General features: G+C 54.3%; 17 protein-coding genes. 3 read left to right on the top strand and 14 right to left on the bottom strand.

Going from position 1 to position 14,327, the window contains the following annotated elements:
* Positions 1-23: 23 nt before the first annotated feature.
* From sS8_RS11955 to sS8_RS11900, 11 genes are all read right to left on the bottom strand, one after another.
* A complete protein-coding gene (locus sS8_RS11955; RefSeq protein WP_119629843.1) occupies positions 24-257 on the bottom strand; it encodes a hypothetical protein in 234 nt (77 codons plus the stop codon).
* Positions 254-631 (bottom strand): Tse2 family ADP-ribosyltransferase toxin, encoded by a 378-nt coding sequence (locus tag sS8_RS11950; RefSeq protein ID WP_119629842.1) that lies wholly within the window; start codon positions 629-631, stop codon positions 254-256. The genes sS8_RS11955 and sS8_RS11950 overlap by 4 nt, the downstream gene beginning before the upstream one ends.
* A 40-nt stretch (positions 632-671) precedes the next feature.
* Positions 672-1,328 carry a DJ-1/PfpI family protein gene (locus sS8_RS11945; protein WP_086135667.1) on the bottom strand — a complete coding sequence of 219 codons (657 nt, stop codon included), beginning with the start codon at positions 1,326-1,328 and terminating at the stop codon, positions 672-674.
* 118 nt (positions 1,329-1,446) lie between these two features.
* Positions 1,447-1,746, bottom strand: coding sequence for a hypothetical protein (locus tag sS8_RS27660; protein WP_145986511.1), 300 nt, complete (start codon positions 1,744-1,746; stop codon positions 1,447-1,449).
* Positions 1,724-2,296, bottom strand: a complete 573-nt coding sequence (locus tag sS8_RS11935; RefSeq protein WP_145986510.1) for a hypothetical protein — start codon at positions 2,294-2,296, stop codon at positions 1,724-1,726. The genes sS8_RS27660 and sS8_RS11935 overlap by 23 nt, the downstream gene beginning before the upstream one ends.
* Before the next feature lie 285 nt (positions 2,297-2,581).
* A complete protein-coding gene (locus sS8_RS11930) occupies positions 2,582-3,046 on the bottom strand; it encodes a hypothetical protein (protein ID WP_119629839.1) in 465 nt (154 codons plus the stop codon).
* 91 nt (positions 3,047-3,137) lie between these two features.
* Positions 3,138-3,632 (bottom strand): hypothetical protein, encoded by a 495-nt coding sequence (locus sS8_RS11925; protein WP_119627859.1) that lies wholly within the window; start codon positions 3,630-3,632, stop codon positions 3,138-3,140.
* An 80-nt stretch (positions 3,633-3,712) separates the two neighbouring features.
* Positions 3,713-4,180 carry a hypothetical protein gene (locus sS8_RS11920; RefSeq protein ID WP_119629838.1) on the bottom strand — a complete coding sequence of 156 codons (468 nt, stop codon included), beginning with the start codon at positions 4,178-4,180 and terminating at the stop codon, positions 3,713-3,715.
* A 115-nt stretch (positions 4,181-4,295) separates the two neighbouring features.
* Entirely contained in the window at positions 4,296-4,739 is a 444-nt protein-coding gene (locus tag sS8_RS11915; RefSeq protein ID WP_119629837.1) for a hypothetical protein, read from the bottom strand.
* A 455-nt stretch (positions 4,740-5,194) separates the two neighbouring features.
* On the bottom strand, positions 5,195-5,527 hold the full coding sequence (locus sS8_RS11905) for a hypothetical protein (protein ID WP_119627857.1): 333 nt from the start codon (positions 5,525-5,527) through the stop codon (positions 5,195-5,197).
* Between the two features lie 64 nt (positions 5,528-5,591).
* Positions 5,592-6,341, bottom strand: a complete 750-nt coding sequence (locus sS8_RS11900; RefSeq protein WP_197716742.1) for a hypothetical protein — start codon at positions 6,339-6,341, stop codon at positions 5,592-5,594.
* Positions 6,342-6,482: 141 nt separating this feature from the next.
* On the opposite strand from sS8_RS11900, the gene sS8_RS11895 reads away from it, so the two are divergent.
* A complete protein-coding gene (locus sS8_RS11895) occupies positions 6,483-7,448 on the top strand; it encodes an integron integrase (protein ID WP_119629835.1) in 966 nt (321 codons plus the stop codon).
* Between the two features lie 202 nt (positions 7,449-7,650).
* On the opposite strand, the gene sS8_RS11890 is transcribed toward sS8_RS11895, so the two are convergent.
* The 3 genes from sS8_RS11890 to sS8_RS11880 form a co-directional block, all read right to left on the bottom strand.
* The gene (locus sS8_RS11890; RefSeq protein ID WP_119629834.1) at positions 7,651-8,874 is read right to left on the bottom strand and encodes an IS256 family transposase; all 1,224 of its coding nucleotides are present in this window, start codon (positions 8,872-8,874) and stop codon (positions 7,651-7,653) included.
* A gap of 85 nt (positions 8,875-8,959) precedes the next feature.
* Positions 8,960-11,674: a DNA polymerase I gene (gene polA / locus sS8_RS11885; RefSeq protein WP_119629833.1), complete on the bottom strand. Its 2,715-nt coding sequence runs from the start codon at positions 11,672-11,674 to the stop codon at positions 8,960-8,962.
* 55 nt (positions 11,675-11,729) lie between these two features.
* Positions 11,730-12,656 (bottom strand): GGDEF domain-containing protein, encoded by a 927-nt coding sequence (locus tag sS8_RS11880; protein ID WP_119629832.1) that lies wholly within the window; start codon positions 12,654-12,656, stop codon positions 11,730-11,732.
* 245 nt (positions 12,657-12,901) lie between these two features.
* On the opposite strand from sS8_RS11880, the gene rpe reads away from it, so the two are divergent.
* On the top strand, positions 12,902-13,597 hold the full coding sequence (gene rpe, locus sS8_RS11875) for a ribulose-phosphate 3-epimerase (protein WP_119629831.1): 696 nt from the start codon (positions 12,902-12,904) through the stop codon (positions 13,595-13,597).
* Positions 13,597-14,277 carry a phosphoglycolate phosphatase gene (locus tag sS8_RS11870; RefSeq protein WP_119629830.1) on the top strand — a complete coding sequence of 227 codons (681 nt, stop codon included), beginning with the start codon at positions 13,597-13,599 and terminating at the stop codon, positions 14,275-14,277. Before rpe ends, sS8_RS11870 begins: the two co-directional genes overlap by 1 nt.
* Positions 14,278-14,327: the final 50 nt, after the last annotated feature.

The raw sequence follows: 14,327 nt of genomic DNA, 5'->3' as shown, positions 1-14,327 counted from the left end.
TTGCCTTGTTAGCGCTGATCACGCTACAGAGGATTTCTATCAAACACGAGCACGGATTTACCATATGAAGCTACGGACTCCTCTTTTAGCCGGTTTAAAAGTAACCTAACTTCAATTAGATCATTCCCAACATCCGCCACTTCATCTTCGTCATCTGACTCTTCGCATATTGCCGCCATTTTCTCTTCTTTTTCAATTAGCGCTTCCAAAATAATTTTTGCCTCTGACTCAACCAACGCAATATTTAACTTACTCATGCTAATTTACCTTCTTTCTTGAACACTCTTTTAGCACCGAGAGCCATTTCTTCTAGCAATCCTTTATACTTATCCAGTGGCATATTTTGAGTTGGCGCTATACAAAAGTGATGCGGCTTATCTTGAACCAATTTCAAACCATGGGGAAATCTGGTATTTGGACTAAACCTCCATACCCAGCCACTCATAGGTGACAATGAAATCCCTTCTTTATCAAAGACACTTATTCCTTTTCCATTGGCAATCACAACTGGTACACCATTTATATCCATGACTTGGATATCTCTTGGGCGGACGTTTGATAACTTTGGACTATTTGTATTTCCAAGACGAAATACCTCCTCAGGAATAATATAAAACTCTCTTGGATACATGATATCTCCTTGATAATTTCTCGAACTATTGGCGCTAACGTTAAAGCTCACCGGCGGAGCGAAGCGGAGTCCGGTGCAGCGCCTTGTTAGGCGTCATCGTACTGATATATGGCTCGATGTTTTTTATTGCTTTTGAAACGTACTCATCCTTCTCGCCAACCGGGGCAACGTAATGCAATGCTTCCTTGGCGGCTTCTTCGCCCTCGGCGCGGGCAATAATCCATGCGGCTAGATATTGCGACGCGAAACAACCTCCGGCGGTGGCGATGTTGCCCGATGCGTAGAAGGGTTGGTTCAGCACTTCAACCCCAGCTTCTTGTACCCAAGGTTTGGTTGTGAGATCTGTGCATGCAGGAACGTTGGCGAGTATGCCAAGCTTGGCAAGGATGAGCGTGCCGGAGCATTGCGCTCCGATAAGCTGGTGTGCGGGATCCAAGCGCAGAGCCGACATGATGGCTGAGTCATTTACGATCTCTCTCGTTTTGATGCCGCTGCCGACAATGACAGCGTCAGCGGAAGTTGCTTCCGCAAGGGTTGACTGCCCATGCACGGTCACGCCGTTCATTGAAGTGACAGCGCTCTCCGGACAGCAGAGCGTGACGCGCCAATCTGGTTTCTTGATTCGATTGAGCACGCCAAGCGCCACGAGAGAGTCGAGCTCGTTGAAGCCTTGGAAGGTGAGTATGGCGATGTGCATTTTTAATTACCTCTGATTTCGGGCATGACGCCTAACGCAGAGCTAAGCCGACCGCTGTAGCGTAGCGGAAGCGGGTCGGCTTGAGCGCCGGGTTAGAATATTTGGATATCCTATAATATTACTTGACCTTGTTTTTAGATAAATGATAAAGCACATAATCGGCGATCCCTTCAATTGTTGGCGCAAAACCTTTTGGCCATTCACCAGGCGGCGTATTGAGACCAAAATGTTTTTCAACCGCCTCGGCGAACCACGATATGTCGTCGGTATCAATATAAAAATCCTTGACTATGTGCGTGCTGCGAGAAACTTCGCTTCTTTCAATAAAGCCAATTTCACGGACGAATATATCAATGATTGTTTCGATTGCCTGATCTTTGGACGGTAACATAGATTCATTTTCTGTTACGTTCTTCATAAGCACACATTCCGATGCTGATGACATCGTAAACGGCCAAACCGACTGCCGCGAAGGGCAATGCACGGCCTATGACTCCAAAGACACGTATAGTGCCGAAGGTACTCTTTGCTACGCGCGCAGCGGTGGAGCCGTACGGTAGAGTGGCCATGGGAAAAAATTTGTGACCGAAGTGGCTGACCAAGTTTGTGTATTTGCTTGAACCTGGGGCCCAACGATGACCAAGGAGCAGCTTACTTATTGGAATTCCGCCTGCACCTGCAACGGCGGTTGCCGCTGCTAACCCATAATGCTCCTTGGCGCAAGCCCAAATATCATCGACGGTAACTTCAAGTGTTGGCACATTTGGAGTTGAGAACTTTACCAATTCATACCCTTGTCGGCTTACCTTGTGTCCACTCTCAGAAGAGAGTGCTATAACACCGCTTGTTCCGGAAGACATGTGGAAGTCGGCGACAAGCCTCGGGGTATCAGGCTTGAATACAGTCCCGGCGCGGTTGATTTTTTCCACCCCGAGATGAACGGCATGGGATAAAGACATTTGGTTCATGAAGATTCCTTTGTGGTTGGGTTGCATGTTCTAACGCTATGCTCAGCGGCAGGTAAAAGTGGCGCGTTTTTGCGTAAGCAAAACAAGTGACGCTTTTATCTGTCCGTTGGAGCTATTTGTTAGCTTTGTCTCTATTGCCGAATTTTGGTTTTACACCTGACATCAGCCCGACAATTGTAATAACTATCATGATTAAAAAAGCATAGTTACCAAGAATTTGGAATGCGATTAAAGACAACCACACTATTAGACCGCACGCAATTAGTATGAGAATATTTTTTATCATTATGCATACTCAAAACTAGTTGGTGAACTTTTTGCTCTCATGCCAACATTGCTTCTAAAAGGGTGACTTTTATCCATAATTTGAGGGTTATGAGTATAAAAAGTATTCCAGCCTTGAAACTGTAATTTATTTTGATTTATGAAAACAAACATATCGGAAATGCTAGAACCACAACCTAAAGATCTGCCACTTGCAACAGCAATACTACCAATGACAATTCCCGTATAAGCTGCTGCTCCAAAAGCGGCGGCTACCATCAGCTTTTCTACTCCTACGGTAGCCCCGACTAATTCAGCCATTGTTGCTCCTCTACCAAGTTGATGCAAAGTGCCGGCTAAAGTCGCAGCTGTCCCAATAGCTTTTTCATAGCTATCAAATAATCCGCTTGGCACTGGCGCACCTAAGGCATTCATATTTTCCGTAAAATACTTCTTAAAATCACCAGCGCTATAACATTGATTCATAATATTTCACCTTTGTTTTTTATTAAGCTAACGCCGCCCATAAGCCGAGCGAACGAAGCGCAGCGAAGTGAGCGTCGGATTGATGGGCTGGTTATGCCACTCTCTGCGCATTCGCTATACACCCGACCAAATTCAGCGCCGATAAGAACAGATACTTGGAATTCTCGTTGGCGCTCAAAAGCATGCCATTTTTTTGCAGCAGCGCGATGATGTAAGCAAGCAACCAAGGTTCTTTCTGGAAGCCAACGTATTGCTTTATTGACTCTGCCATCAATGCAGGCGCCATTCTTTCCGTGAACTTCACGGAAGCAACGAGGCGCTGAAGTTCGCGCTCTTGTTCCTCTTCCGTTATTGTCTTGATCTTTTCGCCAGATCCCTTAAGCGCGAGGTGCGTCACCATAAGAGCCTCAAGCACTACCTCTGCGTGCGCTGGAGAAACAGCCATTTTCGTCAGCACCAATACTGATGCGAGAAGATTCGGTTGCTCACGCAATATCTCGTCGCAAATTGCCTCATGTTCCTTGCGATCCATTTTCTGGATCAGATGAATGGCAGAGGTCAAGCTTTCTTCAGTGATTCTGGTCATGGCGTGTGAACTTTATTGGGCATAACGCTCGGGTTCAGGCGCGGCGGCGCGTCAGCGCTGACGTCGCCTGGAACCCGTAGTTAGCCATTAACTCTTTCAAGTATCTCATCCCAATTGACTTGCTTACCTGAAAGCAATTCCCTTTTGAAAAAGCTATCGTGATGCCCTATGTAAGCAGGTCTCGTCCTTTGGACTTTTGAGATTCCCGCCCATTTTGCAATTAGCCACTCTTCGAGTAGCTCGGATGCCGTTTCCCATGGTTCGATTTCAGAATATTTCTCTGCCTCATAAATCTCCGGCGGAACAACAACCGCTTTACCTTCTAGGAACCAATGACCATCTCCAACCACATGCCCTTTAATATCCGTTGGCCATATGGAAACTGAAAACTCTTCACTGAAGACTGGAGAGTCGTATTCAAACAAAAAGAACCGAACAGTGTCTGGGTAGATTTTTTTGATTACTTGTTCGAGTTCGGAATCGAAAACGGCATCAAGACTGCCGAGATGCTTTTTGACCCCTTGGATGAACTCCTGCTTCAGTTCCACGATTGTCCTTGCTTATGGCTAACGCTTCGGCTCAGGCGCGCACAAGAGCGCCGCGCCGTGAGCCTGAAAGAACAAGAAAGGCGATGCGCTCTTGTGCGTCGCCTGGAGCCGATTGTTAGCAAGCCTTTTCATCAAACAGCTTCCAATTCTCCGCAAAGTCCTTGAGTACATTCGGATGAATGCCAGGAAACTTCGGATCAACAAACCATTTGGTAAAGCGCTCCGGCTCTTCAGCGAGCACCTTTCCCGGGACTATGAAGTACTGTACCGCCTCACCTGGCTTGTTCAGTAAAACGAACACGTATACATGCGCGGCATTCACCTTTCCGTGCGAGATCGGGAAGTAGTTCTTCTTTCTACTTGCCTTCACTTGGACCGTGAACATGCGCTCAGTGGCTGGATTGTGCGCGAAGAGATCTATTGCCTTGGCATTTCCGAACGTGAGCGATACCTGTAGGTTGCGCTTCAATAGCTCGGCGGCGACAAACAGCTCCCCAGCCAGCCCGGTCATCTGGCCGTCTACGCGCTTCGGCTTTTCGGTGGCAGATTCGTCTGACATAGTCTTGCTAACGCCTGAATTAAGCCGAGCCGCGAAGCGGCTTCGGCTTGAATGAATTGTTAGGGCCCGCCCAGTAGGCTGCAGGCCCAAGCAACAAAAGACTACTCTCGCGGCGAAACATCTATGGCCTTAAGCGCCCGTGCAACAGGAAGTCTGACCGACTCAGGTAAGCGACCAAGGCCCATCATTGACTCCTCAAGGTGACATAGGTGCCTGGCGATAAACTCAGCCGACTCACCGCGCGCCAAGTAGCGATAAAGCTCCCCGATATAGGAATCGTACTCGTCGCGTGGCCATTCTGGGTCATCCATGACGCCGATCGGATCCCATTGCTCAATGAGCACCTGTCGGATCTCATCGGTGATGCGCTTTGCGTGAGTTCGACGATCGTGCATCGCGGGGCCTAACGCCTGAATTAAGCCGAGCCGCGAAGCGGCTTCGGCTTGAATGAATTGTTAGGTGCCATGCCCGGGCTCCCGCTTGGCAAGCGCTCGTGCCGCGGCACTGAGACCAGGCTCATAGGCACCCTGCTGTTCGTACCATGCTTCGGAGTGCACGTGCTCCTGAGCGAGTGCCAGCGCCTCACGGACGATTTCTAATGGCAGTTGGACGGCTTGATCACCGACGTACACCTCGAACCAAAGCGACTCGTCTGCGTCATCCGCGATGATCGTGGCGAGTGCGTGCGACATGTTGCCAAAGACTGAATTGAGTTCGAGCTGGCGCCCCTCACTGACGGTTGAGAGGTGCAGGATTTCGACTTTCGGACGGATAGCAGACTTTCCCATGGCACCTAACGCCTGAGTTAAGCCGCGCTGCGAAGCGGCGTCGGCTTGAACGAATTGTTAGCCTTCAAGTTACACGCAAAGGCGTACATGTGAATTGTGAGAAATCGACCTCCAGTTCATCGGTAAACGGCTCCTTGTATGCTTTTGCATCGAACCCCTTGAACTGGGTCCCCGCGTCCTTCAGCGCGCTGAAAACTCGGCACGTTGCTGAAACAAAGATCGGGATAGCGTTTACATAGACCTGCTTAAGCGGGTATCTCCTGGATTCTGCGCTTCGTCTTATCTCGGAGAAGAATAGATCTGAATTAATTTGATCTAGTAATTTTCGCCGCTTGACTGGCCCCATCATTTTTTCTAGATAGGGTGATGCCATGGCATCATCTATTCGATGATAGAAGTCTTCGATCTTGTAAAAGTATCGCATCTTGGATGGAGCGCCTAGGATTGGATAGTCAACCAGAAGGAACTCGGCTCCAAGATGCTTTCGGAACCCTTCGTCTAGAGCCATCTCCTGATTCCAGCTTCTGAAGAGCAAGTGGTCACGATGGTGGATCGCGTTGCGAACCAATATCAAAGATGCCGTATCCGCATGGGCGAAGTAATCCAAATGTGCTTTTGATACGTCATAGAGGCTATGGAATGCCTCTAGCTTCGATTCAAATGCGCGGTCCAGATTGTCAATAGCCTCTTCCTTGTCAATACGCACCAGCCTCTGAAAGCTGAGGTGATTCTCAACATAGATCCGCATCGAGTTTGATAGCTTCTTTATCGCTTGCTGCAGTATTTCCACGCCGTTTCCATTGAAGGCTAACATGAAATAGACCCCCTAAAAGGCGCCTTATCTTACGCCATTTGTGGGGTATAAACCGATTTTGCTTTCAGGAACCGCCCAGATTTCAAGGCTTTGCTATCTTTAGCAGGGTCGGTCGCCGTTGGTTTTATACACCTGCCCATTATGCCGAGCAAGCCGAAATTATTGGATCAAGTGCGGGACAAAATCCGCGTCAAACATTACAGCCTGCGTACGGAAGACGCTTACGTCCAGTGGATCAAACGATTCATACTATTCCATGGCAAACGCCACCCGAAGGATATGTCCGCACCGGAAGTCGAAGCCTTTCTTTCTCATCTGGCGACGCAGCGAAATGTGGCAGCATCCACTCAGTCGCAGGCGCTTTCGGCGATTTTATTCCTTTACCGAGAGGTGTTAGGGATCGAACTGCCCTGGTTGGAGAACGTGACACGGGCCAAAAAGCCCCAGCGTTTACCCGTGGTGCTGACGGTACAGGAAGTCAAAAGCGTGCTCGCCCATTTGGATGGGCGCAATTGGGTGATGGCCAGTTTGTTGTATGGCTCTGGCCTCCGTCTGATGGAGTGTGTGCGGCTGCGGGTCAAGGATGTGGATTTCGCGATGCGCCAGATCGTCGTGCGCGACGGCAAAGGCGCGAAGGATCGGGTTACGATGCTGCCGGATTCACCGGTAGAACCACTCAAGCACTATTTGGAGAAGGTGAAGGCCGTACATGAAAAGGACTTGCACGAGGGGTTTGGCGAGGTGTATCTACCGTTTGCCCTGGAACGCAAATATCCCAACGCGGGGCGCGAATGGGGGTGGCAGTACGTCTTCCCCGCCAGCCAACGCTCGATCGACCCGCTTTCCGGCAAGGAGCGGCGGCATCATCTCGATGAGAAAGTCTTGCAGCGCGCCGTCAGGACCGCAGTTCGCGAAGCGGGGCTGACGAAACCGGCTTCTTGCCATACGCTGCGTCACTCGTTCGCGACACATCTGCTGCAGTCCGGCTACGACATCAGGACAGTTCAGGAACTCTTGGGCCATAAGGATGTGCAGACCACGATGATCTACACCCATGTGCTGAACCGGGGTGGGCGAGGGGTGGTCAGTCCCTTGGATCGGATCTGAGGGCAAGACGGCTTCCGCTTTTTTGATTTGCCGACACGACAGTTCGATGTATCGGAGCGGGGCAAAGGAGCCGAGTTTTAGGAAGCTATGGAACTGTGCGTAAAGAGAAAAGCCCTATTCGAATCGCCCCAACCCCAACCCTCTCCCAGCGGGAGAGGGATTTTCAGGGGGGTGTCAAGTTAACTGTGTAACTGGGGTTAGTTCATAGGGTAACTCGATTACCAAAGAGGATCACGAAGTGGTTCAACGCCCGTTTCCAATCCTGGATCGGCATGGTCCATTTCTTCTCGATCCGCTGCAGTCCCAGATACAGGACTTTCAGAATCGCCTCATCGTTCGGAAACGCGCCGCGGGTCTTGAGCAGCTTGCGCAGGCTGAAGTTGAGTGATTCGATCGCGTTGGTGGTATACAGCACTTTGCGGATCTCCGGCGGATAATCGAAAAACACAGTCAAGCGCGTCCAATCCGCCCGCCAGCTTTGGCTGATGGCTGGGTACTTCGCGTCCCAGGTGTCCGCAAACCGCGCCAGGGCAGCTTCGGCCTCGGTCAAGGTCGCGGCGCCATAAATCGCCCGCAGGTCTTTCGCCACCGCCTTGCGCTCCTTCCAGGTGACATACTGCAGGCTGTGGCGCACCTTATGGACGATACACAGTTGGACCTGGATGTTGGGAAACACGGTTTCAATCGCTTCCGGCAGTCCCTTGAGGCCGTCGACACAGGCGATAAAGCCATCCTGAACGCCTCGGTTCTTCAACTCGGTAAAGACCGACAGCCAGAACTTGGCGCCTTCTGTGTCCGCGATCCAAAGGCCCAGCAGCTCCTTTTCGCCTTGCAGATTGACGCCCAAAGCGAGATAGACCGCCTTGTTCTTGACCGGTCCCGCTTCGCGTGATTTGACGATCAAAGCGTCGAAATACAGGATCGGATACACCGACGCCAAGGGCCGGCTCTGCCATGCCTTCACGTCCGCCAACACCGATTCGGTAACGTTGGAGATGAGCGTCGGCGAGACTTCCACGCCATACAGTTCTTCCAGATGCCCCTGAATACCACGGGTGGATAAGCCCCGCGCATACAGCGCCAGAACCTTCTCATCAAATCCTTCGAGCCGGCGTTGGCGCTTGGAAACCAGTTGCGGCTCGAAGTCTCCGTTGCGATCCCGCGGGACCTCAATCGCCAAGGGTCCGGTTTCCGTTTGAATCGTCTTCGCCGACTTGCCGTTGCGAGAATTACCGCTGCCGCGCCCTTCCGGCGCATGGGGGGCATAGCCCAAATGGGCGGTCATCTCCGCCTCCAACGCCCGTTCCACCAGACGCCGGGTCAGCTGCTTGAGCAAGCCGTGTTCCCCCAGAATGTCTTTCGGATTCGTATAGCCTTTGAGCAATTCATCCAATAAGGCGTCTTGTTTGGCTGTGTCACTGGTCATGTTTTAGTCTCTTTTTCTGGCTGATTTTACAAACCAGTTACACAGTTCTTTTTACACCCTCCTTTTCAGAGCTTTCTTTACGCACTCAATGCGCCTCATCCCAATTCGACCCGATGCCCACATCCACCACCAAAGGCACCACGAGCTGAGCCGCGCGGCACATGCGATTGCCGATTTCGCGGGCGGCTTCGTCCGCGTAATCGTCCGCCACTTCGAATACCAGTTCATCGTGTACCTGCATGATCATGCAGATCGGGTGCCCGGATTCCCGAATCCAGGCGTCCACGGCGATCATGGCGCGCTTGATGATGTCCGCCGCGGTGCCTTGCATCGGCGCGTTGATGGCGGTGCGCTCCGCATACTGGCGGCGCTGGGCGTTGCGGGAAGCGATTTCCGGAATGTATAGGCGCCGGCCGAACAAGGTCTCCACGTAGCCTTTTTCCCGCGCCGTGTTGCGGGTCGTTTCCATGTAGCCCTTAACGTCGGGATAGCGGGCGAAATAAAGGTCGATGTAGCGCTGCGCCTGGTTGGTGGGGATGCCGAGCTGTTTTCCCAGGCCGAAGGCGGACATGCCGTAGATGAGGCCGAAGTTGATCGCCTTGGCCGAGCGGCGCTGGTCGGGCGTGACCTGGTCCGGCGGCACGCCGAACACTTCGGCGGCGGTGAAGCGGTGGACGTCGGTATTGTCGTGAAAGGCGGTGCGCAGGCTTGGATCGCCCGAGATATGCGCCATGATCCTGAGTTCGATCTGCGAGTAATCCGCCGCGAGGATTTTGCGGCCGGGCGGTGCGATGAAGGCCTGGCGGATGCGGCGGCCTTCCTCGGTGCGCACCGGGATGTTCTGCAGGTTGGGGTCGGAGGACGACAGCCGCCCGGTGGCGGCCACGGCCTGGTGATAGGAGGTGTGCACACGTCCGGTACGGGGATTGATCTGCTCGGCCAGCTTGTCGGTATAGGTCGACTTGAGTTTGCTCATGGACCGGTAATCCAGGATCAGCCGCGGCAGCTCGAAGCTTTCGGCCAGTTCCTGCAACACCGATTCGTCGGTGGACGGCTGTCCGGTCGGCGTTTTCTTGACCACCGGCAGGTTCAACTTGTCGTACAGGATGGTCTGGATCTGCTTGGGCGATCCCAGGTTGAACTGGCAGCCGGCCGCCTTACAGGCCTCCTGTTCGATCTCCAGCATGCGCTTTTCGAGTTCCCGGCTTTGCTGGGCCAGCTTGTACACGTCCACCAGCACGCCGGTGCATTCCATGCGGGACAGGACCGGCACCAGCGGGACCTCGATGCTCTCGTAGAGCGTTTTGAGCGAAGCTTCCGCTTCGAGCTTCGGCCAAAGGTGATGGTGCAGGCGCAGGGTGATGTCGGCATCCTCCGCCGCGTACTCGGAGGCGCTTTCGACGCTGACCTGCTGAAAGGGAATCTGTTTCGCGCCTTTTCCGGCTACGTCCTCGTAGTGGATGGTTCGGTGGTTGAGATAGAGTTCGGCCAGGGAGTCCATGTCGTGCCGGGTGGCGGTGCTGTTGAGCACATAGGATTCGAGCATGGTGTCGTGGCGGATGCCGGTCAGGGTGAGTCCGTGATTGGCGAGGACATTGGTGTCGTATTTGAGGTTCTGTCCGATCTTGGACCGGTCGGGATTTTCCAGCAGAGGCCGGAGTTTTTCGAGAACGGCGTCGCGGCTGAGCTGGACCGGCGCGCCGGGGTAATCGTGGGCCACCGGCACGTAGGCCGCTTCGCCCGGTTCCACCGCGAAAGAGAGCCCCACGATTTCCGCCCGGCTGTAATCGAGACTGGTGGTTTCGGTGTCGAAAGCGAAGTATTCCGCGGTCTCCAGCTTTTTCAACCAGCGCTCCAGCTGTTCCTCGTTCAGGACGGTTTCGTAATCGGCTCGGGCCGGCGTCTGTACGGCTGGGCCGGTGGGAGCTTCGGCACCGCCGGAAGCCTCCAGTTGCCGGAGCCAGGAATTGAATTCGAGGCGGACCAGGAGTTCCCGGAGGGCGGCCTGATCGGGTTCGGTGCGTTTCAGATCGTTCGGTCCGATCGGCAGGTCCACGTCGCATTTGATGGTGGCGAGCTGGCGCGACAAGGGGATCTGATCGAGATTGGCGCGGAGGCTTTCACCGACTTTGCCGCCGATCTCGTCGATATGGGCCAGGATGCCGTCCAGCGAGCCGTATTGATTCAGCCATTTCGCCGCAGTCTTCGGTCCGACTTTCGGAATGCCGGGGATGTTGTCCGAGGTGTCGCCCACCAGGGTCAGGTAATCGATGATGCATTCGGGCGGTACGCCGAACTTGGCTTTGACGCCCTCGATGTCCAGGCGGCTGTCGAACATGGTGTTCTCCAGCATGACCCGGTCGTTGACCAGTTGGGCCATGTCCTTGTCGCCGGTGGAGATGACGACGGCATAGCCCTGTCCGACCGCTTTCATCGCAAGGGTGCCGATCACGTCGTCGGCTTCCACGCCGGATTCCACCAGCAAGGGTAGTCCCATCGCCCGGATAATGGCGTGCAGCGGTTCGATCTGGGAGCGAAGTTCGTCCGGCATCGGCGGACGGTGGGCCTTGTAATGTTCGAAAAGATCGTCGCGGAAGGTCTTGCCGGGCGCGTCGAAGACGACGCCGATATGGCAAGTGTCGTATTCCCCGATCAGCTTGCGCAGCATGTTGGCGACGCCCAGAATGGCGCCGGTGGGCTCGCCGCGCGAGTTGTTCAGGGGCGGCAGGGCGTGAAACGCGCGGTACAGGAACGAAGAACCGTCGACCAGGACAAGTCTTTTTTCGGTTGGCTCGGACATGGGTTTTTATGGAGTAGGACGGGACGGGAAGTCCATTTTATCAGCCCGATGGCGTTTACCCATCGCCGGGATAGACAACCACCCGGTTTCGGCCGGCGTTTTTCGCTTCATACAAGGCCGTGTCCGCGCAATCGATGAGATCGCGGGGCGAGCCGGTTATCGCGTCGGCCGGTACGAACGAGGCGACGCCCAGGCTGATGGTGACCTTGATTTCTCTTTGGTCATGCTCGATGACGGTGTCCTCGACGGTGCGCCTCAATTTCTCGGCCGTGATGCCGGCTTGTTGGGCATTGCTGTCGGGCAGGGCGACGGCGAATTCCTCCCCGCCGTACCGGCTGAAAATGTCGGTGTTGCGCAGATGGGTTTTCACGGTAACGGCGACATGCTGCAGCACCTGGTCTCCGGCTTGATGGCCGTAGCTATCGTTGATGCGCTTGAAATGATCGATGTCGAACAGAATGATGGCGAATCGGGGCGGGGATGTCGGGTTGCCGGAGCATTTTTGCTCGAGATACTCGAGAAAGAATTTCTTGTTGTGGATCTTTAGCATGGGATCGAGAATCGCCTGCTTGTGCAACGCTTCGTGATAGGCGCGCTCGATGCTGTTGTCGGCAATGAACTTGAAAACGGTGTTTCCGATGCCGATCAGATCCTGATCGCGCAGGACGCACACCATGGTTTTTTTCATGTTGACGAAAGTTCCGTTCTTGCTGTTTTGGTCCTCTATGATAAAGGCCGAATCCCGCCTTCTGATGATCGCGTGTTTCCGGGATACCGCGCTCTCCTCGATTTGAGCGTCCGCGCTTTTTGATCGGCCGAGGACCATTTCGTCTCTATTCAGAACGATCCGCCTTCCCACATCGGGGCCCCGAATCATGATCAGGCAAGCCTCCAGGTCGTTTCGGCCGCTGTTTCGTTCGATCCAAAGCCGGTCCGGATGCCTGGTTATGGTTGTTTCTTCCGTCGATCTCTCTTTGCCCATTTTCCCTCCCGAGAAATGGCAGGTTCTGCCGTTAGCGCTTTTGGTTTCGGAGCATAAGGGCAGAACGGGCGGGGAGTGGCTGGAGGGGCTTCAGCTTGCCCGTCCGGAAGCCAAATGTGAAAATACCCAATCCTTTCGGACTGGACCCAAAGCCCCCTGGAAAACGCAATAGGTCGGGGCTACCCAGTTGAATTTTCATCGGAGCGTCTTAAGCGTTCCGTTTTTTCTTGAGAGAGCCATCGCCCATGAACGAATTCTGGATTGCGCCTTCGATTTTGTCCGCCGATTTTGCCCGCCTCGGCGAGGAAGTTGTTAACGTTTTGAACGCCGGCGCGGACATCGTCCATTTCGACGTGATGGACAATCATTACGTCCCCAATCTGACCATCGGTCCTTTGGTGTGTGAAGCACTGCGCAAACACGGCGTCACCGCGCCCATCGACGTGCACCTGATGGTCAGGCCGGTGGACAGGATTATCCCGGATTTCGCCAAGGCCGGTGCATCTTATATCACGTTTCATCCGGAAGCATCCGAGCACGTGGACCGGACGCTCCAACTCATCAAGGATTCCGGCTGTAAAACAGGGCTGGTATTCAATCCGGCGACCCCGCTCAACTACCTGGATCACGTGATGGACAAGCTGGACATGATCCTGCTCATGTCCGTGAATCCCGGTTTCGGCGGCCAGTCCTTCATTCCCTACGTGCTGGACAAACTGCGCGAGACCAAACGCCGTATCGAGGCCAGCGGACGCAACATCCGCCTGGAAATCGACGGTGGGGTGAAGGTGGATAATATCCGCGAGATTGCCGCGGCCGGGGCCGACACTTTCGTCGCCGGATCGGCCATCTTCGGTGCCGGCAAGGAGAGCGATCCGAACCGTTACGATACGGTGGTACGCGCTCTGCGCGAGGAAATGGCCAAGGCCCGCGCCGTTTGATGCTGGATCGCACGCCGGAACTCATCGCTTTCGACCTGGACGGCACGCTGGTCGACAGCTCGCCGGATCTGGCCGATGCCGTCGACGCCATGCTGGACCGGCTGGGCCTCCCTGCGGCCGGCGAGCCGCGGGTGAAAGGCTGGATCGGCAACGGCGTGGACATGCTGGTGAAGCGCGCGCTGACCGGCGACACGTGGCCGTGGGACGAGCCGCCGCGATTCGACGAGGCTTTGACGATGTTCATGGATTTGTACGAGGCGAACGTCTGTAATCGAAGCTGCCTGTTTCCCGGCGTTGGCGAAGGGCTGAAGCAGCTTAGGGCCGCCGGTTTTCGCCTGGCGTGCGTCACCAACAAGCATTCGAGGTTTACCCGTCCGCTGCTGGATCGGCTGGGCGTTCTTGAGTTTATGGAGTTCGTCGGCTGCGGCGATCAGTTCGAAAAGCATAAGCCCGACCCTTGTCCCTTGCTGAAGACCGCGGAGTGGTTCGCCGTCGAGCCGTCCCGCAGCTTGATGGTCGGGGATTCCGCCAACGACGTCAAAGCCGCGCGGGCGGCAGGGTTCATGGTGGTCTGCGTGCCTTACGGCTACCACGGCGGCAGTGGCGTCGAGTGCCTGGAGCCGGATGCCGTCGTTTCCTCTCTGACCGAGTTGCCCGCATTGTTCAGGAAAGCCGTATGAGCCCTATGGATCGACCTGTTCTGAAAGAGCGATGGTGTCGCCAAACCAGC

The organism is Methylocaldum marinum, assembly GCF_003584645.1.
Classification (GTDB): Bacteria; Pseudomonadota; Gammaproteobacteria; order Methylococcales; family Methylococcaceae; genus Methylocaldum; species Methylocaldum marinum.
Note: the sequence above shows the minus strand (reverse complement) of the source record. Positions and strands in the feature narration are given on the sequence as shown.